Below are 21622 nucleotides of genomic sequence, written 5' to 3' on the forward strand. Positions count from 1 at the left end.
CTCACCCGCACGACCCGCCCGGGACGTTCGGCGGCAGCACCGGCCAGCCCGGCCGGCTCCACGCCGGCCCGCAGCGGAAGTCCACGCGGTCCGTCGCCGGCGGCGTCACGACATCCTGTCCGCCCCACCAGGACGTGAACGCGAAGTAGTCCATGTCGGAGCGGACCGGGTCACGCGGGTCCGCCAGCGCCGGAAAGCCGTCCATTCCGAGGGCCAGGCGCGACGACATCGACACCACGTAAGAGTGATGGGCCAGTAGAGGCCGGCCGTCGACGCGCACGCTCTTTATGCGCTGACCCTCCGGCTGCGTCGGGTTGGCCACAACCGTGACGCCGGAGAGGCCGAGGGGCACGTACTGCTCGGCGCCGGCCGCATCCGTCCGCCACTGCTGCTCGAGGGCGTCACGGATCTGCGCCCCGGTCAGCCGCCCGGTGACGATCGACGATCCGCGGCCCTGAGCCGCCCATGCCTCGCCGAACAGCACGCGGGCCGGAGCATCGGCGGCGTTCGTGCCGACGGCGTGGGAGATGCCGCCGCGCACCTGATAGGGCTCGACCATCGCCAGATCGGGACGCGTGCCGAGGTTCTCGCCGCCGATGTCGCGGTAGGCGTCGGCGACGAGGTTCTTCATCGGGGATTCACCGGTGTCATCGAGGGTCATAGGCACGTCGGCGGTGACGGTGCCGAGCGGATCGGCCCACAGCTGCCCGCCCACGCCGTTCCAGTAGTCCACGGTCGCGGCGATCCCCGCGTCGGCGGGGATGTCCCGCGTGACCGGGACGTTCGTCGCCGCTGCCGTGCCGGGCACGACGTCGCCGGTGACCGCATCGACGTCGAATCGGATGTCGGCGAACAGCCGCCCGTGGTGCCCGGGCGAGATCACCGGCCGCTCCGTGCCGTCGGGGCCGGGCAGCATGCACGAGAAGGCGGTGTGCCAGTGGCCACCCACGATGACGTCGACGAGGGGGCTCGCGTGCGCCGCCAGGTCGACGATGGGACCCTGCACATCGGCGCACTGATCGAACGTGCCCGTGGTCGAGGCACCCTCGTGCGCGAGCACGACGATCGCGTTCACGCCCTGGGCTGCGAGGCGCTCTGCCTCGGCGTCCACGGCGTCCAGCATCTCCCCCGCCTGCAGCGCACCCACCTGATACGACGCGAAGATCCGCTCCACGGCCGGCGTGGTGACGCCGATGACGCCGACCTTGCGCGTCACCCCGCCCTCACCGCGGACCTCGCGCACGTAGGAGGCCGCGAAGGGCTCGCTCCCATCGGGCGTGCGTGTGAGGTTGCCGGCGAGGAACGGGAAGTCGGCCCCGGCGAAGGCGGTGCCGTCGGACTGCGGGAAGCACATCCCCGGATCGCCGTCGCAATCGCCGGCGGCCATATGGTCGGCGAGGAACCACTCGGAGATGTCGAGCTCGTGGTTGCCGACGGTCGACGCCTCGATGTCCAGCGCGTTCAGAACCTCGATCGTCGGCTCGTCGCGGGTCATCGTGACCTGCCACTGCCAGCCCGTGAAGCTGTCGCCGTTGCTGACCCGGAGGGAGTTGTCCACGCCCTCCGCGGCGGCGTCGAGGTGCGTGGCGAGGTACGCCGCGCCGCCGACGCTGAGCACGCGCCCGTCCGAGGTGCCGATGGTGCCGTTGGCCTGGTCGGCCGGCGGACTGAGGTACCCGTGCAGATCCGTGATCGCCAGGACCTGCACGTCGATGGGTGCGGCCTCGGATGCGACGGCGGGTGCGGCGAGCGCAGACCCGGTGAGGACGGCGGCGACGACGGTCGCCATCAGCGCGCGGCGGCGGGTGGATGCCATGATCGCCCCCGTCAGCTCTCGAGTCGCGTGGTACGCACCACGACATCTTCGCCGGCGAGGAACTCCGGGCTCAGTTCCGTGCCGAGGCCCGGCGCCGTGGGCAGCGCGAACGTGCCGTCGGTCACTTCGGGCACGTAGGTGACCATCGTCGGGTAGACCGAGCGCAGGTATGCGCGCACCGACTCCTGGTACCGGAGGTTGGGGGTCGCAGCCGAGAGGTGGATGCCCGCCAGGAGCGTCAGCGGACCCGTGCAGTCGTGGTACGTGACCGGCAGCCCGAACGTGTCCGCCAGCACCGCGATCTTGCGGCTCTCCGTGATGCCGCCGGCCCACGTTGGATCGATCATGATGAGATCCGCGGCATCCTGCTCGAGGATCGGCATGTACTCCTGCCGCGTCACGAGGTACTCGGAGACGGAGATGGGCGTTCGCGACGATGCGCGCAGACGCGCGAGCGTGCGCGGGTTGTCGGCGAGCGTGAGGTCTTCGGCCCACGCGAGGTCGTACTGCTCCAGGCCCTTGGCGATGCGCATGGCGGGCGTGAGATCCCACAGCCCGTGGCCGTCCACCATGATCTCGATGGCGTCCCCGACGGCGTCGCGGATCGCAGCGACCGTGGACAGACCGGCTTCGAGGTCTCCCGCCTCGATCGCGCGCGAGCCCTTGGCCTGGGCGAAGCGGTCGAAGGGCCAGATCTTCATGCCCTTCGCACCCTCGGAGACGAGATCCTGCGCGAGCTCCCCCGGACGGTTCAGGAACGCATCGAAGTCATCCCACATGCCGGCCACGCGCGAGCTGCCGTAACCGGCCTGCGATCCGCCCTCCACGGAGGCGTACAGGGGGCCGCCGCACGTGTTGTAGGTGGGGATGCTCTCCTGTGCCGTGCCGAGGAGGCGGTGCACGGGCTGGCCGGAGGCCTTGCCGAGGATGTCCCACAGGGCCACGTCGACCGCCGACAGCGCGCGGATCTCCGCTCCCCGCCCGCCGAAGCGCGCGTAGGCGCGGTACAGGTCGCGCCAGTGCCGCTCGATCGCGAGCGCGTCCTGGCCGAGCAGGACGGGTGCGATGTGCTCGTGGATGAGCGAGATGCAGGTCTGCGGCAGGTAGAACGTGTCGCCGATGCCCTGGATGCCCTCATCCGTGTGGATGCGGACGAACACCAGGGCCGGCATGGCGCTGCGGGCGCCGGGGTAGATGGTCTCGACGGCGGTGATCTTCATGGGCGGAGGCTCCGTTCGTTGTCGATGGCAGGGCGCGGCGATCCCGCGCGGTCGTGCTCGGTCTCGAGGGGGAAGAGGGGACGCCGGCGGTGCCGGTAGTCCAGGGCGGAGAAGTCGTTGGCCGTCGCGCCGGGCGTGTCCGCGTACGCGATCCGGTCGACGTAGGCCCGGTAGCCGGCCACCGGGGAGTGCACGCCCTTGGCGATGACGATCTCGTGCGCGCGCGGATCGACGCCCAGGCTCAGCAGCTGCTGAGCCGAGGAGGGCAGGATGGCGCGGCTGCACAGCACGAGCGTCTGACCGCCGTCCAGGGCCAGCGCCGCGGAGGGTCCGGCATCGAAGTAGCGGTGCCCCACGTGCGTGGGACCGGGGTCCTCATAGCGGCCGTCGGAGATCGCCGTGACCGTGCCGCGGACGGACAGGGCGGGGTCGCCGACCGCGAGTTCCACCGCTGCGCCGACACCGGCCTGGTGCGCTCGCGCGGCGGCGCCCCGGTCGCACACGATGCCGACGACGCTGCGGCGTCCCGTGGCGATGGCATGCCGGAGGAGATGCGTGCGGGCCCCGGTGCCGCCGGCGCCGATGTTGTCGCCCACATCGAGCAGGAGTGTCGTCGCGTCCGCGGGCGCATCCGCGAGGGCGGCAGCGGGAGCCGCCGGGTCGGAGCGGAATCCGTCCCGGCCCGCCCACATCACCTCTGCCAGCCGCTCGGCACTGTCGCGCGCGGTGGGGTCACCGAGCGGTGCCACGACGAGCACCGACATGCCCATCTCCGGGACGTCCGCCCACGGGAATCCCTGGAACAGCGATACCGACAGGATGCCGGGCAGCCCCCGGGCCTCGTCCGCGGCGCGGGCGAACCGCGCCCAGGGCTCGGCTGCGGTGGCCTGCGCGAGGATCCCCATCACCGCCGGCACCGTCACCAGCTCGCAGCGGGGGCGCATGCCCTCCGCCAGGGCACGCGCCACGATATCGGCGGCCTCCTGGCCGCGATCCTTCGCGTCCACATGGGGGTTCGTGCGGTAGCCGACCAGCACGTCCGCCGCTGCCGCCATCCGCGGCGAGACGTTGGCGTGCAGGTCGAGGACGGCGGCGATGAGGGTCTCCGATCCCGCCGCGGCGCGCAGTGCGTCCAGCACCGCGCCGTCGAGGTCGGGTTCGGCGGTGGACACCGCCGCACCGTGCAGCGCGACCAGGAGCGCATCGAAGGGGCCGTGCTCGGTCACCGCTTCGCGCAGTCGCGCGATCACCTCGGCGGCTGCGGCGGCATCCAGAGGCGCAGACGGCACGAACTCGATGTAGGTCAGCGGGACGGCCTCCCACCCGTGGCGTGCGGCGCCGGCGAGCAGCCCCGACACGGCGGTGTCGGCATCCGCGTGCTCGTCGAGGATCCGTGCGCCCGTCAGCGCGCGCGGCTCGACGTCCTCGAGCCGGATCGCGCCGGGGGCGAACGTGTTGGACTCGTGGAAGAAGCCCAGGACCCCGACCCGCACGCGCCTGGCCGTCATGAGCCGGCGTGAGCGGCGAACGCCCGATCCACACGCTCCTCGGTGTCAGCCAATTCGGCGTCCGCGTGCGCCGCGCTGACGTACCAGACGCCGCGGGCGGCCACCCACACGCCGTGACGGATGAGCTCGCGCGACAACGCCGCATAGCGGGGCGCGTCGCACGCCAGGATGTCGCGGTTGTCCTTGAGGGTGCGGCCGCCGCTGAAGGAGACGTGGAAGGCCATCGGCACTCCCTGCACGTGCAGCGGAAGGTCGTGCGTGGCCGCGGCGGCGCGGATGATCTCCTGCAGTGCCCGGCCGTAGTCCTCCATGCGCTGATACGGCGACGTCTCCTGCAGGATCCCGGTGGCCGACAGCACCGCGGCGGTCGCCATCACGGAGGCGTTGAAGGTCCCCGAGTGGTTCACCTCGCCCGTACCGAACCGCTCCATCAGGTCGCGGCGGCCGGCCAGGGCGCTGACCGGCCAGCCCGCAGCGATCGCCTTACCGTACACGGCGAGGTCGGGCGTCACGCCGTAGCGCTCCGCCGCGCCGCCCAGGCCCACGCGGAAGCCGGTGATGACCTCGTCGAAGATGAGCACGACGCCGAACTCGTCCGCCAGCGCGCGCAGTCCCTGGAGGTATCCGTCCTCCGGCGGGATGGAGCCGGCGTTGAGCATGATGGGCTCGGTGATGATCGCGGCGATGTCATCGTGCGCCTCGAGTCGCTCCCGCACGGCGGCGAGGTCGTTCCAGGGCGTGGGCACGAAATCCCCCAGATAGTCGGCGATCTGACCGGCGCCGGCGACGATCGCGTGACCCTCGGCGTCCCAGTTCGCCAGCGTGTTGTCGAGCCACCCGTGGTACTGCCCCTCGAACCGGATGAACCGGCGCTTGCCGGTCGCCGCGCGCGCGAGGCGGAGCGCCGCCTGCACGCTCTCGGTGCCGGATACCCCGAATCGGACCATGTCCGGCCAGCCCAGGATCTCCACGACCCGCTCCGCCGCGCGGACCTCGGCCTCGTGCTGAGCACCGAACAGCATGCCCGCGCTCACCGCGGCGGCGACGTCGGCCTGCAGCTTCGCCGGCGCGTGTCCGAGGATGTTCGGCCCCTGGCCGAGCAGGTAGTCGATGTACTCGTTGCCGTCGACGTCGTACAGCCGCGCCCCTTCGCCGCGCTCGAAGTAGATCTTCGGCGCCGCGAGGCGCACGTTGGAGTTCACGCCGCCGGGCAGCGTGCGGTGGGCACGGGCATCCAGGTCGGCGGAGGTGGCGGAAACGCGGACGCCGTCGGCGGCCGTGCTCGAGGAGCGGTTCACGGTGATTCCTTGCTTGTTCGTCGTCGTGGGGGCGATCAGATGGGTCGGTAGGGCGCGGCCAGCAGCGCCTGGAGGACGCGGGCGGCCATCGGCTCGTCGGACAGGGTCGACCACACCAGCAGCTGGCACACCAGGACGAGTCCGCCCAGGCGGCTCGCCTCCTGAATCGCCGACATCTGCAAGCCGTGTCCGCATCGGGCCCACGCCGGCGTCCCACGGCGGTCGATGCCCATGAGCGGATTGGTCAGGACCCGGCCGTCGGGCGTCGCCCAGCGGCTGAGGTCGTCGGTGGTGAGGCCGGAGTCGCGCATCGAAAGCTCCACGTTGGCGACCTCGACCGGCTGGTCGCCGGTGACGGCGAGTTCGATGTGCTTGCCGATCCACCCCAGGTCATCGCCCGGGCGCCGTTCCAGCAGTACGACGATCCGCCCATGCTCGGTCGCGGAGCGCAGCTCGTGGATGACCTCGGCGGTGAGCGCCACGTCCGGCGTCACCACCACCGGGTGCGCGTTGTCAGCGGCGTAGGGCCGAAGCCGCGGCATCCATGCGCCGGCGCGCTCGACGAACCCGTCCAGATCGCCCAGGACGTCCACGTCGCCCTCCCACACCGGTGCGGCGGGGTGCACCTGGACCGACTCGGCGGCCTCCACCCACGCACGTCCCTCGATGCGGAGGCGCGCGGTGAGGACGATCGCGCCGGCCTCGTCCACCGCCGGGAGGACGATCTCGGGCGTGGCCACCGCGACGGCCGAACCCGCGCCGAGGCGGGCGGCCACGGTCTCGGCGGCGACGACCTCGCCGGCCTCCGTACGCGCGGTCCACTCGAGGTCGACCGCGATCTCGGCGGGCAGGTCGTTGCACACCCAGATCTCCGGGTTCAGGGAGGAGCCGCCGTACGCGCGATTCGGCAGGCCCGTCACCTCGAGCGACACCGGGCGCAGCGCGTCCCGCAGCGCGGAGAACCCGCCGGTCAGCTCGCCGGCGTTGTCGATGACGTGCAGGTCGACCCACGGGTTGTACATGACGTCGCCGGGGTTCTGCAGGTAGTGATGGATGACACCTGAGACATGCCGGCGGTCCCGGCGCATGCGGCCGGTCTGCCGCGTGAGCACGCGTGACTGCGCCTCGCCGCTGACGCGGTGGTACTCGGCGAACGAGTCGCGCCACCCGATGACGCGCTGGTGCGTGCGCACCATCTCCCCCGTCATCTCGTACAGGCTGGCCTCCGCCGTCCACCGGCCGTCCTCCGTCGGCGGGAGGGTGATGGTCTCTCCGCGGCGGGCGTGTGCATCCTGGGTGCGCCTCATGGCCTCCCAGCTCGGCACGACGCCGCCGCCGTATTCCGAGACGATCGCGCGCACGCCGGGATCCACCTGCTCGTTGGCCGGGTCGTCGAAAACCCCCGTGAGCGCCCCGGTCGTGGCGTAGAAGTAGCCGGGGTAGTCGTGCACGGCCTGCGGCAGCGCGCGGGGGCGCGTGCCCCCGGACCAGTCCTGCAGGTGCACCGCGCCCGGGGCCTGCTCGCGGAGCACCTCCGCGGCCCGCTCGACGAAGGCGACGTCGGCGTCGTGGAACGGCACCTTCATGTGCATCTCGTTCGGAACCGAAACCACGACCACACTGGGGTGACCGGCGACCGTGCGGGCGAGCTCCTCCACCTGGAGCAGCTCGTCGTCGAGCTCCGCCTCGCGCGAGGCGAAGCAGTGCCACTGGAACGGCCCGTCCTGGTAGATCATCACGCCCACGCGGTCGGCCAGCTCGAACACGCGCGCCGGCGGGACGGCGACGTGCACGCGCAGGACGTTGCCGAACAGCGCCTTGACGATGAGCAGCTGGCGGATGACGTCCTCGTCGCGCCCCTCGCGCGACGCGTCCCACACGCACCCGATGGTCGTCGTGCCGCGCAGGAGAACGGGGGCGCCGTTGAGCGACAGCGAGCCGTCGGCAGCGCGCTCGAACGTGCGGAATCCCATCGGGCGGCGGATCTCGTCGACCAGCTCATCCCCCGACCACACCTGAACGGTGAGGCGGTAGAGCACCGGGGCGACGGGCGACCACGGCGTGATGCCGGCGGCCGACAGCGGCACGGACGTGCGCGTTCCCGCCACGACATGCCGTTGGCGCGCGACCACATCGCCGTCCGCAGTGGACACCGTCACCACGAGCGAGAGGCCCTCGGTCGCCTCGTCGGCGCCCCCGACCTCGACTGCGACGTCGGCCGTGCCGTCGGCGCGGGCATCCGCGGCGACGTACGCCAAATGCACGGGCGGGCGCAGCTCGAGCTCGACGGCGTCCAGCGCAGCACCCGCGGTGACGGCATCCGCCACGACCGAGCCGAGCCCCTTGCCGTGGGCGTCGCCGAAGTTCTCGCCTTCGCTCTCGCCGGACCACCGGTACCTGTCGCGGGCGCGCCGGATGACGATGTCGATCTGCCGCGCCCGGCGGGCGTCGATCTCCACCTCCAGCGTTCCGAGGTAGCCCCGGCGTCGGCCGGCGGCCCGGCCGTCGACGTACACGACGGCTTCGTAGTCGGGGCGGACCACCCGCAGCACGGCCCGCTCCGCCCACGCGGCGTCACTGGGGACCGTCACGGCACGGAAGTGCAGGTACGCGTCTTCGGTGCTGTGCGGGAGCGTCACCGGCGCGAACTCGGAAGCGTCCGCCGCGGCGGGATCGGCGGGGCGCTCCGCACACGCCCGCACGTTCCACTGTGTGAGGGCGTGGACGGTGCGCAGGGGTCGTTCGTTCTCAATGACAGCGGCCGGGACATCCGACCGCAGCCGCTCGACCTCGGCGTCCAGCTCCGCGCGCGTGGTGATCGCGGCAGGAGCGTCGAAGTCGACCACTTCGTGAGCGAAGCGGTGGCGGGTGGGGGTGGCGCTCACTTGACGGCTCCCAGGGTGAGTCCGCTGCGGAGGTACCGCTGCAGGAAGATGAACACGATGATCAGGGGGATGATCGACAGCAGCGATCCGGTCACGACGAGGCTGTAGAGGACCTCGGCGCCCGTCGAGGGGAACAGCGAGACCCGGTTCCAGCTCGTCAGGCCCAGCGTGATCGGCATGAGCTCAGGAGACTGGAGCACCAGCAGCGGCAGCAGGTAGTTGTTCCACGTGCCGACGAACGTCAGCAGGAACACCGTCGCCACCCCGGGCCCGATGATCGGCAGCACGACGCTGCGGATGATGCGGGGCTCACGCGCGCCGTCGACGCGGGCGGCGTCGATGATCTCGTCGGGCACCGCCGAAGAGATGTAGACCGTCAGCATGTACATCGCGAAGGGGCTGACCATCGAGGGCAGGATGACCGCGAGCGGGGAGTCGACGAGCCCCATCGCGGAGACCAGCTGATAGGTCGGGACCGCCAGAGCGGCGCCGGGCACCATGATGGCCACCAGCACGAGCCAGAAGAGGGCGTCGCGGCCGCGGAATCGCCACTTCGCGAAGGCGTAACCGGCCAGCACGGCCAGCAGTGTGGCGCCGACGGCTGCGGCCAGGGAGTACCCGACCGTGTTGAGCATCCACCGCCCGAAGATGCCGTCGTCGTGCGTGAAGACCTCCACGATGTTCTGCCACAGCTGCGGCTGGTCGGAGAACCAGAACCCGAAGGTGGAATAGAGGTCGGAGGTGGACTTGGTCGCGTTGACGACCAGCCAGTAGATCGGCACCAGGATGTAGATGCCGAAGCCCGCGAACAGGATCGCGGCGATCACCGAGGGGCGCTTGAGGGCGGGGTTGTTCACGATGCACCCTTCTCCGGCCGGTTCATGAACTTGCTGTACACGACCGACAGTGCGACGACGACGAGTCCCATGAAGAACGAGATCGCGGCGACATAGTTGAGCTGCTGCCCACCGGCGGCGAGCGAGTAGGCGTACATGTTGGGGGTGAAGTTGTCCTCGATCGACCTCGGCTGCAGCGGCTGCAGTACGAGCGGCTCGGTGAGCAGCTGAACGGTGCCGATGATGGAGAAGATGACGACCATCGTGATGACCGGCTTGATCATGGGCAGCTTGATGCTGAATCCGATGCGCCACCGCCCGGCGCCATCCAGGATCGCGGCCTCGTAGATCTCCTCGGGGATCGCGCGCAGCGCAGCGTAGAAGATCATGACGTTGTAGCCGACGAACGCCCAGATCCCGATGTTGCCGATGGCGAAGAGGACGAACTGCGGAGACAGCAGGTTCAGGCCCTCCAATCCCACAGCCTCGGCCATGTCGGTGAAGGGACTGATGGTGGGGCCGTACAGGAACCCCCACATGAGCGTCGCGACCACGCCCGGGATCGCGTACGGGATGAAGTAGAGGGCGCGGTAGAAGCCGCTCCCCCGCACCGCACCGCTGTCGACGACGACCGCGATGAGGAGGGAGAGCCCGATGGTCAGCGGCGTGAAGATCACGCCGTAGAGCAGCAGGCGGCCGAAGCCCTCCCAGAAGTTCGCGTCGGTCAGGGCTCGCGCGTAGTTCTCCAGGCCCACGAAGGTGATCCCGCCGATGAGCCGTTCGACGAACAGCGAATTGACCAGCGAGATGAGGAGGGGGCCGAGGATGAACACCGCCAGCGCGAGCAGGAAAGGCGCGACGAGGACGTAGGGAATCCATCGCCCCTTCTGCCGCCGCGCTGCGGTAGGCGGTGCGTGTGTGATCGTCATGCGGGATCGGTTCTCCTGGACGAGGCGGGTCCCCCGGCGCATCTCGGCCGGGGGACCCGCGGTGGCGTGCTAATCGGCGACCGTGAAGCCCTGTTTGGCCGCGTAGTCGCGCAGGCTGGTCTCGATGGTGGCCAGGGTCTTCGAGGTGTCCTGTCCGTCCTCGAGGATCGCGTTGTACTCGGCGTCGGAGACGTTGGTGACCTCGCTGTTGAACGGGGTCCACTGCCAGTCCGACACGCTCTCCAGGGCGGAAGCCAGCACCTGGTTCACCGGCTGGTCACCGAAGAACGGGAAGGGTGACGCCAGGAACTCCTCATCGGCGATGTAGGTCTTCAGCACCGGGAAGGAGCCGGTCAGCTCGAACAGGAGTTCGTAGGCCTGCGGGTCGTGGTTGACCCACTTCACGTACTCGGCGGCCGCGGCCTTGTTCTTGCTCTGCTCGGTGACGGTGTAGGCGCTGCCGCCCCACTCCGCCGACGCCGGCTCCCCGTCCCACGACGGCAGCGGCGCCACCGCCCACTTGCCCGCGGAGCTCTCCGCGTTCGAGCCCAGGATGACCGGGCCCCACCCGGGGCCGACCCAGGAGGCGATGGTGCCGTCCGCGAACGCCGCGTTCCACTCCGGGCTGTAGATGGGCAGGTCTGCGGTCAGGCCGTCGTTGTGCAGACCGGCCCAGTAGTCGAGGACGTTCTGGATCTCAGGCTGGTCGTAGTCGATGGCGATCGTCTCGCCCTCGACCGAGACCGGCGCGATGCCCGCCTGCCAGTACATGCGGTTCATGCTGCCGTCGGCGAAGGCACTGTTGGCGATGTGGCTGCCCGGGAGCGCGGCCTGCAGCGTGCCGGCGTCCTGCGCGAACTCCTCCCACGTCGCGGCGGGCTCGATGCCGGCCTGGGCGTAGAGGTCGGTGCGGTAGTACAGCGCCATCGGGGACGCATCGATCGGGGTCCCGTAGACCTCGCCGTCCACGGTCAGCTGCGACATGATGCTGTCGGCGAAGTCGTCCTTGATCTCGTCGATGCCGAAGTCGGTGAGCGGCACGATGTAGCCCGACATGGCGTTCTGCAGAATGCCCGGGTACTCGATCATCGCCACATCCGGCGCACCGCTGCCGGCCTGGAAGGCGGTCTGCAGGCGCTCGCTTCCCGTCGCGGCGTCGCCCGGGTTCACCAGGTTGACCTTGATGTCGGGGTGCTCCTCCTCGAACAGCTCGGCGATGTCCTTCGCATTGGTCGACCACGACCACACGGTGATCTCGCCCGACGCTTCACCGTCGGCACCCTCGTCTCCACCTCCCCCGGAGGCACAACCGGCCAGGGCCGCCGCGGTCATGGCAACGACGCCGATGCCGAGCAGGCGCGTGAGCTTTCGCTGTGTGGACATGGAATTCCAATCGGGAGAGCTGTGAAGGTGCGCGTTCGCATCCCGAGATAAATATTCACCATACAAGCTCAAATGGCAACTGCATTTGCCTATCGAATTCCGGGACTCCGTCCCTTTCAGATGGCGCGCGCATTTGCTCCTGCGGGTTGCATGGCAAACGTCGTCGCAGAGACCGTAGGTTGCCTGCCGCTCCGGCGAGCGGCTGCGCTCGATGCCAACTGTTGACAGTTGTCACTTCAGCCCGATAGAAAGGGGTCCACGTCCGCAGGGACGCCGACGAAGAGAGGGACAGCAATGGCTGCTGACACACGCCCGGCGGATTCGACCGCCCCCCGTAAGATCGCACCCCGCGTGGTCATCGCCGGAGCAGTGGGATCCGTGATCGAGTATTTCGATTTCGGCGTCTACGGCTACGTCGCCACCATCCTCGCCGTGCACTTCTTCGCCGCCGGCGATCCGATCGCCGCGCTGCTGTCGACCCTCGCCACCTTCGCGGTCGCCTTCGTCCTGCGGCCGGTCGGCGCGCTCCTGTTCGGACACTACGGCGACCGGTTCGGCCGTAAGAACGCCCTGGCCGCCACCGTCATCCTGATGGCCGCCGCCAGCGGTCTGATCGGCATCCTCCCCTCCTACGCCGCGATCGGCCTGGGTGCGACGGTGCTGCTGGTCCTCGCCCGCTGCCTGCAGGGCCTCGCCGCCGGCGGTGAGCTGGGCGGCGCCGCATCCTTCGTCGCCGAGCAGTCCCCCAACCACCGCCGCGGCCTGTTCACCTCGACGACGCAGATGGGTGCGCTCGGCGGCTCGCTGATCGCGTCGCTGACCGTCCTGATCCTCAACCTCACGCTCGGCGCCGAGACGATGCAGGACTGGGGCTGGCGGATCCCGTTCCTGATGGCGATCCCGATCGGCCTGTTCGGCCTGTGGATCCGCAGCGGCCTGGAGGAGTCCGAGGAGTTCGAGAAGGCCCGCGCCGCCGCAGCCGAGCTCAAGAAGAAGCAGCAGCCCATCCGCACGCTCTTCACCCGGTACCCCGTCAAGCTGCTGCAGGTCGTCGCCCTGTCGGTGCTGCTGTTCTCGGCGTACTACATCGCCTACGTGTACGTGAACATCCACATGCAGACGGCGCTGGAGTTCTCGGCCGACTTCGCCTACCTCTCCACGACCCTCACCCTCCTCGTGTCGGTCATCCTGATGCCCTACTTCGGGTACCTCTCCGACAAGATCGGGCGCAAGCCGGTGTTCGTCGTCGCCTCGATCGCCGGGATCGTCCTGGCCGTCCCCGCCTTCATGCTGTTCGAGTTCGGCGGCCCCGTCGCCGTGATCAGCCACATCATCCTGGGCCTGGTCGACTCGGCGCTCATGGGCGTCGCGCTCTCCACCTACGCCGAGATGTTCCCCACGCCCGTCCGCTACACCGGCATCGCGTTCGGATTCAGCGTCGGCGCGGCCCTGGCCGGCGGCACCTCGCCGTACATCGCGACGTGGCTCGTGGACGCGACCGGCAACCTGCTGGCCCCCGCCTTCTTCCTCATGGGCACCGGTGTCATCACGCTCATCGCCGCATTCATGCTGAAGGAGACGCGAGGCATCGAACTGCAGGACGTGGCGTAGCCATGTCGCCCGATCGCGCCCGGGCCGTCTCGCGGACGTCGCTGCCCTCACAGGCGGAGGACCTCATCCGCGAGATGATCCTGGACGGAACCCTCGGTGCCGGTGAGCGCCTCAACGAGGTCGCGATCGCCGAGTCGATCGGGATCAGCCGGGGACCGCTGCGCGAAGCGATCAAGAGGCTGTCGGGGCAGGGATACCTCACGAGCGAGACCCACCGCGGGGCCTTCGTCAAGCAGTACACCCCGCAGGAGATCGTCGACCTCTACGAGCTGCGCAGCGCCCTCGAGCTGCACGCACTGCGCCTCGCAGTCCAGCGCGCTGCCGACGCGGATCTCGAGGCGCTCGCGAGGCGGCTCTCGGACGAGTACGCCCGCCTCACACGGCACGCGGCGGATGCCGCGGAGCAGCGCGAGCCGTACGTGTCGGAGCTGGACTTCCACGAGCAGCTCGTCGCGCTCAGCGGCAACCGCGAGATCCGCGATCAGCTGTCCCACGCCAACCACAAGCTGTATCTCGCCCTGCGGCCCACGGCACGCACCTCCACCCGCGAGGAGCACGCGGTCTCCGCGCACCGGCAGATCCTCGATCGCGTGCTCGCGCGGGATGCGGACGGAGCGGTCGAACTCCTCGCCGCCCACCTCGCGGACTCGATGAGCAACAGCCTGAGCGTCCTGGGTCTTTCCGACTCGTCAGATCCGATTCAAAGGAGCGTCGACACATGAGCAGTCCCTACGATCTCAGGATCACCGGCGGGAAGGTCTTCCTCGAAGGCCTCGGCCCGAGCGATGTCGACCTGCTCATCCGGGACGGTCGCATCTCCGGCATCGTCGGACGGGAGCAGCAGGCGGATGCGGCGGAGACCGTCGATGTGACCGGCAAGCTCGTCCTGCCCGGCGCGATCGACCCGCACGTGCACCTCGGCAAGGACATCCGCGTGCCCCGCGATCCCGACGACGCCGAACGGGAGTCGGCATCCGCGGCCGCCGGCGGCGTGACGACGATGCTCGTGTACCTGATGAGCTCGAGCTCCTACACGGGCGAGTTCGCCTCGGCGCGCGCCGCCATGGACTCCAACTCCCACATCGACTACGGCTTCCACTTCGTCCTGGGCACGCCCGAGCACCTGGAGGAGTTCGCCGACTACATGGGGCTCGGGGTCTCCTCGTTCAAGTTCTTCATGAACTTCCGCGGCGACGAGGGCAAGTACCTCGGGATGCCGGGCAACGACGACTCGTTCATGTACGACATCCTGCGCAAGAGCGCCGAGCACGGCGCGATGATCAACCCGCACCCCGAGAACATCGAGCTGGTGAGGATGTTCCGCGACGAGCGCGGCGACGAGTCGGCCGGTCCCCTCGCGGTGTGGAACGCTGCCCGCCCGGCGTTCGTCGAGGCGGAGGCGGCGCAACGCGTCGCCTACCTCGCCAGCGTCACCGGGGCATCCGTCTACTGCGTGCACACCAGCAGCCGCGAGGCCGTCGAGGCCATCGCGCGCCAGCAGGCGTCGTACCCGAACATCTTCATCGAGACCTGCACGCAGTACCTGACGCTCGACACGACCTCCGACGCCGGCGTGTACGCCAAGGTGAACCCTCCCGTGCGTCCGCGGGAGGACGTCGAGTTCCTGTGGAAGGCGTTCGAAGACGGCCTCATCGACGCGGTGGGCTCCGACCACAACGCCCGGCACCGCTCCAACAAGGAGAAGGACATCTGGAGCGCGTCGGCGGGATTCCCCGGCCTCGGGGGCCTGCTGCCCCTCACGCTCGCCGAGGGGCTCCGCCGCGGTGTGAGCCTGGACACGATCGTCGAGGCGGTGAGCACGCGAGCCGCCAAGCTCTTCGGCATGTACCCCCGCAAGGGGACCATCGCCGTCGGATCGGATGCGGATCTCGTCGTTCTCGACATGGATGCCCCGTCCACGATCACCGCGAAGACCCAGCACTCGGCAGCCGAGTACACGCCCTGGGAGGGCACGGAGCTGCCCCTGTCGGTGGTGCACACCATCGTCGGCGGGCGGTTCGCCCTCCGGGACGGAGTCCTGACAGACCAGCGCGCGGGGAGCTACATCCCCCGCGCCCACAGCGGCGCGGCCGCACTAGGAGGATGAGCGCATGTCCCGGTTCACATCTGACCTGATCGATCCCACCACCACCGAGCGCTACGCCGCCGCGGGGTTCGGCCGACCGGTCGGCATGGGACGGAAGCCCGCCCTGCTGATCATCGACGTGCAGTACCGCACGACCGGGACCACGCCGATGCCGTTCGACAAGGCCATCGAGGAGTTCCCCACGAGCGTCGGCGACGTGGCGTGGGATGCCGTCGGCAACATCAGCCGACTCCTGGAGGTGTTCCGCAGCAACGGCTGGCCGGTGCTGTACCCGCACGTCGCGCCCAAGAAGGGGTTCGATCAGGGAGCGCTGGGGGCGAAGGTGCCCGGCATCATGAACATCGCCGAGCGCGGTTACGACTTCGTCGAGGAGATCGCGCCCGTGGACGGCGACGTCCTCCTGCCCAAGAAGCACCCGAGCGCCTTCTTCGGGACTCCGCTGGCCTCGTACCTGATCCAGACCGGGGCCGACTCCCTCGTCGTGACGGGGTGCTCGACGTCGGGATGCGTCCGCTCCACGGTCGTGGACGCCTTCTCCTACAACTACCGGGTGAGCGTCCCGAGCGACGCGGTCTACGACCGCAGCCGCATCATCCATGACGTGAACCTGTTCGACATGGACCAGAAGTACGCAGACGTGAGCACGACCGAGGACCTCGTCCGCACGCTCAACGAGATCGGAGAGAACCGCTGATGGAACGCGACGTCGACGTCATCGTCGTGGGCGCCGGCGGCTGCGGCCTGACCGCCGCGATCGCCGCCGCCGAGGCCGGCGCATCCGTCGCCCTCCTGGAGAAGGAGGAGCGCGCCGGCGGCAACACGTGGCTGAGCACGGGATCGGTGCCGGCTGCCGGCTCCCGCTTCCAGAAGGAAGCCGGCGTGCAGGACAGCCCCGAGATCATGGCCGCCGACCTCCTGCGCAAGAGCGGCCCGCACGACGCCGAATCCACCGTCGAGCTGCTCGCCCGCGAATCCGCCTCCCTCGTGGAGTGGCTGGTCGACGATCACCAGGTCGACCTGCGGCTCATCACCGACTACAAGCACGTCGGCCACAGCATCACGCGCCTGCACGCCCCCGCTGCGCGCAAGGGCGAGTTCCTCGTGAAGGACCTCGTCGCCGCCGCCGAGCGGCTCGGGGTGGAGGTCGTCACCGGCAACCCCGTCGCGGGTCTGCTGATCGAAGACGGCGCGGTCGTGGGCGTGCGCGTGGCCGGGGAGCGCAGCGGCGAGTACGAGCTGCGCGCAGGTGCCGTCGTCCTCGCCGCCAACGGCTTCGGCGGCAACCGGGAGATGCTGCGGCAGTGGATCCCCGAGATCGCCGAGGCTCAGTACTTCGGCGCCCACGGCTCCACCGGTGAGGCCATCGCCTGGTCGGAGGAACTCGGCTCGCAGGTGGGGAACATGGGCGCCTACCAGGGGTACGCGGCCGTCGCCTATCTGCACGGCTCGATCGTCTCCTGGACCACCGTGGAGATGGGCGCCTGCCTCCTCTCCCCCTCCGGCGAGCGCATGGGCGACGAGAGCGTCGGATACTCGGCGTTCGCACCCGTCGTCTCGGCCGTGACGGAGGAGTCGTGGGTCGTGCTGGACCAGCGCATCCGCGATTACGTCCTCGGCAACGAGGAGGAGTTCCGCGACCTCGTGGAGATGGGCGGTCTCGCCGAGGCCGCCGACGAAGCCGCCGTCGCCCGCATCATCGGGGCCGATGAGGCCACCGTCGCAGCATCCCTGGAGGAATTCGCCCAGGCTGCGCAGGGGAACCGGCCCGACCCGTTCGGGCGCACGGACTTCGGCTTCGGGCCGTTGGGCCGGCCGTACTACGTGGTCCGCTCCGTCCCCGCGCTCTTCCACACGCAGGGCGGGGTCACCGTCACCGACACCGCCGCGGTCGTCCACGCCGATGGCACGACGATTCCCGGCCTGTTCGCCGGGGGCGGTGTGGCCGCGGGCGTGTCCGGCCGGGACGGCGCCGACGGGTACTCCTCGGGCAACGGGCTCCTCACCGCCATCGGGCTCGGACGGATCGCGGGGCTCAGCGCAGCCCGCACCGCGGGCGAGGAGTAACCAGCGCCTGGCCGGCGCGCTACGCCGGCCAGGCGCGAAGGGTCGTCTCCACGACGCGGTAGAGATCCTCACGAGCGACTCCGTTCGCGGCCTGGACGGCGAGGCCGAACACCACGGTCATGATGTACCGGGCGAGCCCTGCGGCGTCCGCATCCGCGGGCAGATCCCCCTCGTCCACGGCACGCCGGAAGCGCTCGGCGAGACGATCCCCCGCTTCGCTTCGCACCCGCACGAGCAGCTCATGCGCGGGCCGGGCGCCGTCGCTGGCTGCCAGAGCCCCCTGGACCGTCAGGCATCCCTGCGGGCTGTCCGGCCGCGTGGTCGTATCGAGCACCCCGCGCAGGAACGCCTCGGCGACGGCCCGCGCGGTCGGGTTCTCGAGCGCGTCCATCTCGTAGGCGGATGGCCCTCGCAGGTAGCGATCCAACGCCTTCCGGAAGAGCTGCTCCTTGTTGCCGAACGCCGCGTACATGCTCGTCTTGGTGATGCCCATGGCGCCGGTGAGATCCGTGAGACTGGATCCCTCGTAACCCCGCTGCCAGAACGTCCTCATGGCGCTGTCGAGCGCGTCATCCATGTCGAATTCTCTCGGGCGGCCGACCGCGGCTCCTGGTGACCTCGACATCCCCTCACTGTACTTTTGCCCGGGCGCGTTGCGGACGGGCACGGGCCGCGCGGTGCAGCACCACGACGGTGGACGCCACGACGGCTGCGGCGATCAGGACTCCTGCCACCAGGACGACGCCCCGCGGGTGGACGATGGACTGCCCGAGGAGGGCCTGCACCGTCACGTTGACGAGCGATGCGGCGAACCCGAGCACCACGATCATCAGCACGCGGTACCGAGCGCGCGGAAGTGACAGCACGGGCACCCACCGGCCGAGCAGTTCGAGGGCCAGGAGCGTCAGCGGGATGGCCTGCAGGGCATGCATCCCGAGGAAGTGCGGGATGCGCAGATCCCCGCCCACCGTGCTCCAGCCCAGCAGCGGAAGGCCGGGACCGCCATCGGGCACACCGACGGCGTGGGCGCCGACGATGCCCTGGAAGTCGCCGACCTGCCCTGGGGTGGGCAGCGTCATCAAGAACCCCAGCCCCATTCCGGCCAGGGACAGGATGATTCCGGCCCTGGCCGCGAGGGTGCGGGCGGCATCGGGGCCGGGGTTGCGGACGACGGCGATCGCGACCAGCAGGGTCATGACCCAGACGAGGGCGATGGATGCTGCCATGACGGCCCAGACCGCGGTGTGGAACGGCGTGGAGATGTTGAAATGGCTCGACTGCGCCGCGCCGGCCAGCGCGAAGATCAGCACGATCTCCACGGACAGCGCGATCGCCACCCACGTACCGGCCCGATCCGCGACGCGGCGCCCGCGCCGGATCTGGCCGACGAGCCACGCGAGCGTGAGCGTGTAGACGGCGCCCGAGATCGCGAACTTCAGGGGCTTCAGCCACACCCCCGCACCGGTCACCTGGCGCTGGTCCAGGACGGCCATCAGCGCCGCTCCGACGGCGAGCACGACCATCGCCGCGGCGAAGACGAGGAGAGGGCGATGCCAGTGGTCCGGTTTCGGGATGGGGCCGGCGACCAGCGTTTCGGTCATGGCGTCGATCCCGCGACGATGAGGCCGATCCCGGCGGACAGGAGCCCGAGCACGAGCACGCCGGCTCCGACCCAGAGCAGAGCCACCGCCCGGTTCGGCCGCGCGGGGTCCTTGCCGATCACCGAGACGAAGAACCCCGTCGGCATCAGGATCGCCGCCACGAAGACGGCCAGCGACAACGTCGCGAAGGGCTCCGGCACGTCGCTTGTCTCCACGAGCAGCATGGTCAAGAGGCCCAGGATCACGAGCACGCCGGCGTGAGCGTGGCCGGCGCGGAAGAACGACTTCTGAAGGTCATTGGCGGGGAACCTGCCCGCCACAGTGGTGAACACGAAGCGGCCACCGTAGGCGACTCCGATGACGGTGAGGAGGACGACTCCGGCGATGATCTGGTGGACGCTGTCGATCATGATGGCTCCTTGGCAGAGGTGGGTGCGGGAATAGAACCGTACCGACCGGAACAAAATTCCACCACCACCTGCGCAAGAGTGCGCCGGAGCCCGCCTCAGCCCGCCCGTCCGGGCCGCTGCGCGCGCTGGAGATTGCTGATGAGCTCCTCCCGGCCCTGCCCGTCGACGCTGTGGCGCCACATCGGCGTGCCGGGCGCGCTGCGCCACGATTCGCGCAGCGGGCTGTTGTCGACCGCGTCGAAGCCGAACTCGTCATAGAGGCGGGTGACCAGCTCCACCGCATCCGGGTGATCGCTCGAGACGACCATCGCCTTGCGGTCGGGGGCGCAGGCCGGGCGGGCGAGCCGGATGAGCGCGGGCAGCGCGTCACTGGGAACGCGGATCTCGACGCGCGGGTGGAACTGGACGTGCGAGAACGCCTTCACGACCTTGGCGGCGGGCAACTGCTCCTGCCGCAGTTCGTGGACCGTCTTGCGGCCCGAGTCCACCTCCGGATAGTTGCCATCGCGCCAGATCATGTAGTTGTTGTTGTCGAGGACGATCTTCCCCGCCAGCTCGGCGACCGGCAGGGTGGAGTGGGGCGCGTACGGGAACGCGACGAACGCGAAGTCACCCTGCGCCGCCGCATCCGCCACCGTCGCCGCCCGCGCCTTCGGTCCGAGCTGCGCGACCAGGGCCTGCAGCGTCTGCGGTCCGCGGGAGTTCGCGATGACGATGTCGTAACCGGCCGCGATGGCGACGCGCGCGAAGGTGCTTCCCGCCTGTCCGGCACCGAGGACAGCGATGGTGGTCATGACGGGTTCTCCCTGCTGAGAGGCGGATGCGGCGGGGAATGGCCCACGCGCCAGCACACAACGCCCTTCGGGGGCGCGCTGTTCCACCGGCCCCGGAACCGCGGTGCTACGCGGGCCACACCAGCTCGTCTTGCCGGCTGAGGACTTCCTGGTGCAGAGACAGACGCACCGCCTGGACGTCGCCCCGATCGACGGTCTCGCGGCGGATGGCGAGGGAGACCTCCACCCTGGCGGGGCGCAGCGGGGCCGCGACGCGACGGAGCTCGGGGGCTGTCACGGCCATGAACTTCGGGAGGAATGCCACTCCCCCGCCATGTCGAGCCGCTTCGACCAGGGCGAAGATGTTGGTCGAGGCGAAGCGGATCTCGGCGCCCGGCACGTAGGCGTTCAGTTCGTGCTCCCGCACCCGCTCGAGCGAGTCGACCAGGTAGATCAGCGCGTGACGCTGCAACTCCTCCGCCGAGGCGGGGTCGCCGTGCTCCGTCAGGTACGGCCCGCTTGCGTAGAAGGCCGAGTCGTAACTGCACAGTCTCTCGATGAGCAGCCGGCTCCGGGGCGGCGTGCCGATGACAAGCGCGACGTCGAAGTCGGCCTGGCCGAGGGTCAGCCGGTGGGCGCCCGTGAGCAGTTCGACTGCGAGTCCGGGGTGCCGGGTCCGCAGCCTCGTGAGGGCGGGAACGACGAAACGCGATCCGAAGCCGTCCGCGGCCGTGACCCGGATCGTGCCCGTCATGCCGTCGGTCGCGGCCGTCGCGACGGATCGCGCCGCGGACTCGACGGCTTCCCCGATGGCGCGGCCGTGCTCGGCCACGATGCGCCCCTCCGCGGTGAGCACCCAGGTGTCGTGGCCCCGTCCGATGAGCCGCGTCCCCAGCGCCGCCTCGAGCCGGCGCAGGCGACGGGAGACGGTGCTGTGGTCCACACCGAGGCTGCGGGCTGCAGCGACCAGACGCCCCGTCTCCGACACCGCGGCCAAGTACCGCAGGTCGTCTGCGCGAATGTTCCTGATGTCGGCTTCGTCGACCACAGCGACCTCTCCCCCGAGCAGGCGCACGTCTGCACAGCTGGTGTGCACTTCCGCTTGTATCCGCGCAGGCTACCGCAGTCCTACAGTCGGTCAAGCCGTCGGCGCCCGGTCGATCGGCCACACAGGATCAGGA

At 70.0% G+C, this 21622-nt stretch carries 18 protein-coding genes; 5 read left to right on the plus strand and 13 right to left on the minus strand.

The window, feature by feature from the left end; genetic code table 11:
• Position 1 precedes the first annotated feature (1 nt).
• From E4K62_RS15695 to E4K62_RS15730, 8 genes are all read right to left on the minus strand, one after another.
• On the minus strand, positions 2-1816 hold the full coding sequence (locus tag E4K62_RS15695; protein ID WP_135069114.1) for a bifunctional metallophosphatase/5'-nucleotidase: 1815 nt from the start codon (positions 1814-1816) through the stop codon (positions 2-4).
• An 11-nt stretch (positions 1817-1827) separates the two neighbouring features.
• The gene (locus E4K62_RS15700; protein ID WP_135069117.1) at positions 1828-3036 is read right to left on the minus strand and encodes a mandelate racemase/muconate lactonizing enzyme family protein; all 1209 of its coding nucleotides are present in this window, start codon (positions 3034-3036) and stop codon (positions 1828-1830) included.
• Positions 3033-4544: a M81 family metallopeptidase gene (locus tag E4K62_RS15705; protein WP_135069120.1), complete on the minus strand. Its 1512-nt coding sequence runs from the start codon at positions 4542-4544 to the stop codon at positions 3033-3035. Before E4K62_RS15705 ends, E4K62_RS15700 begins: the two co-directional genes overlap by 4 nt.
• Positions 4541-5842 carry an aspartate aminotransferase family protein gene (locus E4K62_RS15710; RefSeq protein ID WP_222707571.1) on the minus strand — a complete coding sequence of 434 codons (1302 nt, stop codon included), beginning with the start codon at positions 5840-5842 and terminating at the stop codon, positions 4541-4543. Before E4K62_RS15710 ends, E4K62_RS15705 begins: the two co-directional genes overlap by 4 nt.
• Before the next feature lie 35 nt (positions 5843-5877).
• Positions 5878-8727: a hypothetical protein gene (locus tag E4K62_RS18910; RefSeq protein WP_135069126.1), complete on the minus strand. Its 2850-nt coding sequence runs from the start codon at positions 8725-8727 to the stop codon at positions 5878-5880.
• Complete coding sequence (locus E4K62_RS15720) at positions 8724-9584, minus strand: carbohydrate ABC transporter permease (protein WP_135069129.1); 861 nt, start codon at positions 9582-9584, stop codon at positions 8724-8726. Before E4K62_RS15720 ends, E4K62_RS18910 begins: the two co-directional genes overlap by 4 nt.
• On the minus strand, positions 9581-10492 hold the full coding sequence (locus E4K62_RS15725) for a carbohydrate ABC transporter permease (protein WP_167747815.1): 912 nt from the start codon (positions 10490-10492) through the stop codon (positions 9581-9583). The genes E4K62_RS15720 and E4K62_RS15725 overlap by 4 nt, the downstream gene beginning before the upstream one ends.
• A 69-nt stretch (positions 10493-10561) precedes the next feature.
• Positions 10562-11875 carry an ABC transporter substrate-binding protein gene (locus E4K62_RS15730; protein WP_135069135.1) on the minus strand — a complete coding sequence of 438 codons (1314 nt, stop codon included), beginning with the start codon at positions 11873-11875 and terminating at the stop codon, positions 10562-10564.
• A 294-nt stretch (positions 11876-12169) separates the two neighbouring features.
• Between E4K62_RS15730 and E4K62_RS15735 the strand changes: the two genes are divergently transcribed.
• Genes E4K62_RS15735 through E4K62_RS15755 form a run of 5 tightly spaced genes read left to right on the plus strand, consistent with a single transcriptional unit; the run spans position 12170 to position 17657 of the window.
• Positions 12170-13486, plus strand: coding sequence for an MFS transporter (locus E4K62_RS15735; protein ID WP_205805794.1), 1317 nt, complete (start codon positions 12170-12172; stop codon positions 13484-13486).
• 2 nt (positions 13487-13488) lie between these two features.
• The gene (locus E4K62_RS15740) at positions 13489-14208 is read left to right on the plus strand and encodes a GntR family transcriptional regulator (protein WP_135069138.1); all 720 of its coding nucleotides are present in this window, start codon (positions 13489-13491) and stop codon (positions 14206-14208) included.
• Positions 14205-15593, plus strand: coding sequence for a dihydroorotase (locus tag E4K62_RS15745; protein WP_135069141.1), 1389 nt, complete (start codon positions 14205-14207; stop codon positions 15591-15593). The genes E4K62_RS15740 and E4K62_RS15745 overlap by 4 nt, the downstream gene beginning before the upstream one ends.
• A 4-nt stretch (positions 15594-15597) precedes the next feature.
• Positions 15598-16287, plus strand: coding sequence for an isochorismatase family protein (locus E4K62_RS15750; protein WP_135069144.1), 690 nt, complete (start codon positions 15598-15600; stop codon positions 16285-16287).
• A complete protein-coding gene (locus E4K62_RS15755; protein WP_135069147.1) occupies positions 16287-17657 on the plus strand; it encodes an FAD-dependent oxidoreductase in 1371 nt (456 codons plus the stop codon). Before E4K62_RS15750 ends, E4K62_RS15755 begins: the two co-directional genes overlap by 1 nt.
• 19 nt (positions 17658-17676) lie before the next feature.
• On the opposite strand, the gene E4K62_RS15760 is transcribed toward E4K62_RS15755, so the two are convergent.
• The 5 genes from E4K62_RS15760 to E4K62_RS15780 form a co-directional block, all read right to left on the minus strand.
• Complete coding sequence (locus E4K62_RS15760; RefSeq protein ID WP_240742720.1) at positions 17677-18234, minus strand: TetR/AcrR family transcriptional regulator; 558 nt, start codon at positions 18232-18234, stop codon at positions 17677-17679.
• A 52-nt stretch (positions 18235-18286) separates the two neighbouring features.
• A complete protein-coding gene (locus tag E4K62_RS15765) occupies positions 18287-19258 on the minus strand; it encodes a hypothetical protein (protein WP_135069152.1) in 972 nt (323 codons plus the stop codon).
• Complete coding sequence (locus E4K62_RS15770; RefSeq protein WP_135069155.1) at positions 19255-19668, minus strand: hypothetical protein; 414 nt, start codon at positions 19666-19668, stop codon at positions 19255-19257. The genes E4K62_RS15765 and E4K62_RS15770 overlap by 4 nt, the downstream gene beginning before the upstream one ends.
• Positions 19669-19763: 95 nt before the next feature.
• Positions 19764-20462 (minus strand): NADPH-dependent F420 reductase, encoded by a 699-nt coding sequence (locus tag E4K62_RS15775; RefSeq protein WP_135069159.1) that lies wholly within the window; start codon positions 20460-20462, stop codon positions 19764-19766.
• 106 nt (positions 20463-20568) lie between these two features.
• A complete protein-coding gene (locus E4K62_RS15780; RefSeq protein WP_205805796.1) occupies positions 20569-21537 on the minus strand; it encodes a LysR family transcriptional regulator in 969 nt (322 codons plus the stop codon).
• Positions 21538-21622: the final 85 nt, after the last annotated feature.

The sequence above is a fragment of the Microbacterium wangchenii genome, from assembly GCF_004564355.1.
GTDB lineage: Bacteria > Actinomycetota > Actinomycetes > Actinomycetales > Microbacteriaceae > Microbacterium > Microbacterium wangchenii.

Bases quoted from the DNA above. Each gene is read 5' to 3' on its own strand.
- E4K62_RS15750 (WP_135069144.1), top strand. From the start codon at position 15,598: ATGTCCCGGTTCACATCTGACCTGATCGATCCCACCACCACCGAGCGC.
- E4K62_RS15760 (WP_240742720.1), bottom strand. From the start codon at position 18,234: ATGGATGACGCGCTCGACAGCGCCATGAGGACGTTCTGGCAGCGGGGT.
- E4K62_RS15730 (WP_135069135.1), bottom strand. From the start codon at position 11,875: ATGTCCACACAGCGAAAGCTCACGCGCCTGCTCGGCATCGGCGTCGTT.
- E4K62_RS15770 (WP_135069155.1), bottom strand. From the start codon at position 19,668: ATGATCGACAGCGTCCACCAGATCATCGCCGGAGTCGTCCTCCTCACC.
- E4K62_RS15695 (WP_135069114.1), bottom strand. From the start codon at position 1,816: ATGGCATCCACCCGCCGCCGCGCGCTGATGGCGACCGTCGTCGCCGCC.
- E4K62_RS15755 (WP_135069147.1), top strand. From the start codon at position 16,287: ATGGAACGCGACGTCGACGTCATCGTCGTGGGCGCCGGCGGCTGCGGC.
- E4K62_RS15700 (WP_135069117.1), bottom strand. From the start codon at position 3,036: ATGAAGATCACCGCCGTCGAGACCATCTACCCCGGCGCCCGCAGCGCC.
- E4K62_RS15765 (WP_135069152.1), bottom strand. From the start codon at position 19,258: ATGACCGAAACGCTGGTCGCCGGCCCCATCCCGAAACCGGACCACTGG.
- E4K62_RS15745 (WP_135069141.1), top strand. From the start codon at position 14,205: ATGAGCAGTCCCTACGATCTCAGGATCACCGGCGGGAAGGTCTTCCTC.
- E4K62_RS15775 (WP_135069159.1), bottom strand. From the start codon at position 20,462: ATGACCACCATCGCTGTCCTCGGTGCCGGACAGGCGGGAAGCACCTTC.
- E4K62_RS15725 (WP_167747815.1), bottom strand. From the start codon at position 10,492: ATGACGATCACACACGCACCGCCTACCGCAGCGCGGCGGCAGAAGGGG.
- E4K62_RS15705 (WP_135069120.1), bottom strand. From the start codon at position 4,544: ATGACGGCCAGGCGCGTGCGGGTCGGGGTCCTGGGCTTCTTCCACGAG.
- E4K62_RS15740 (WP_135069138.1), top strand. From the start codon at position 13,489: ATGTCGCCCGATCGCGCCCGGGCCGTCTCGCGGACGTCGCTGCCCTCA.
- E4K62_RS15735 (WP_205805794.1), top strand. From the start codon at position 12,170: ATGGCTGCTGACACACGCCCGGCGGATTCGACCGCCCCCCGTAAGATC.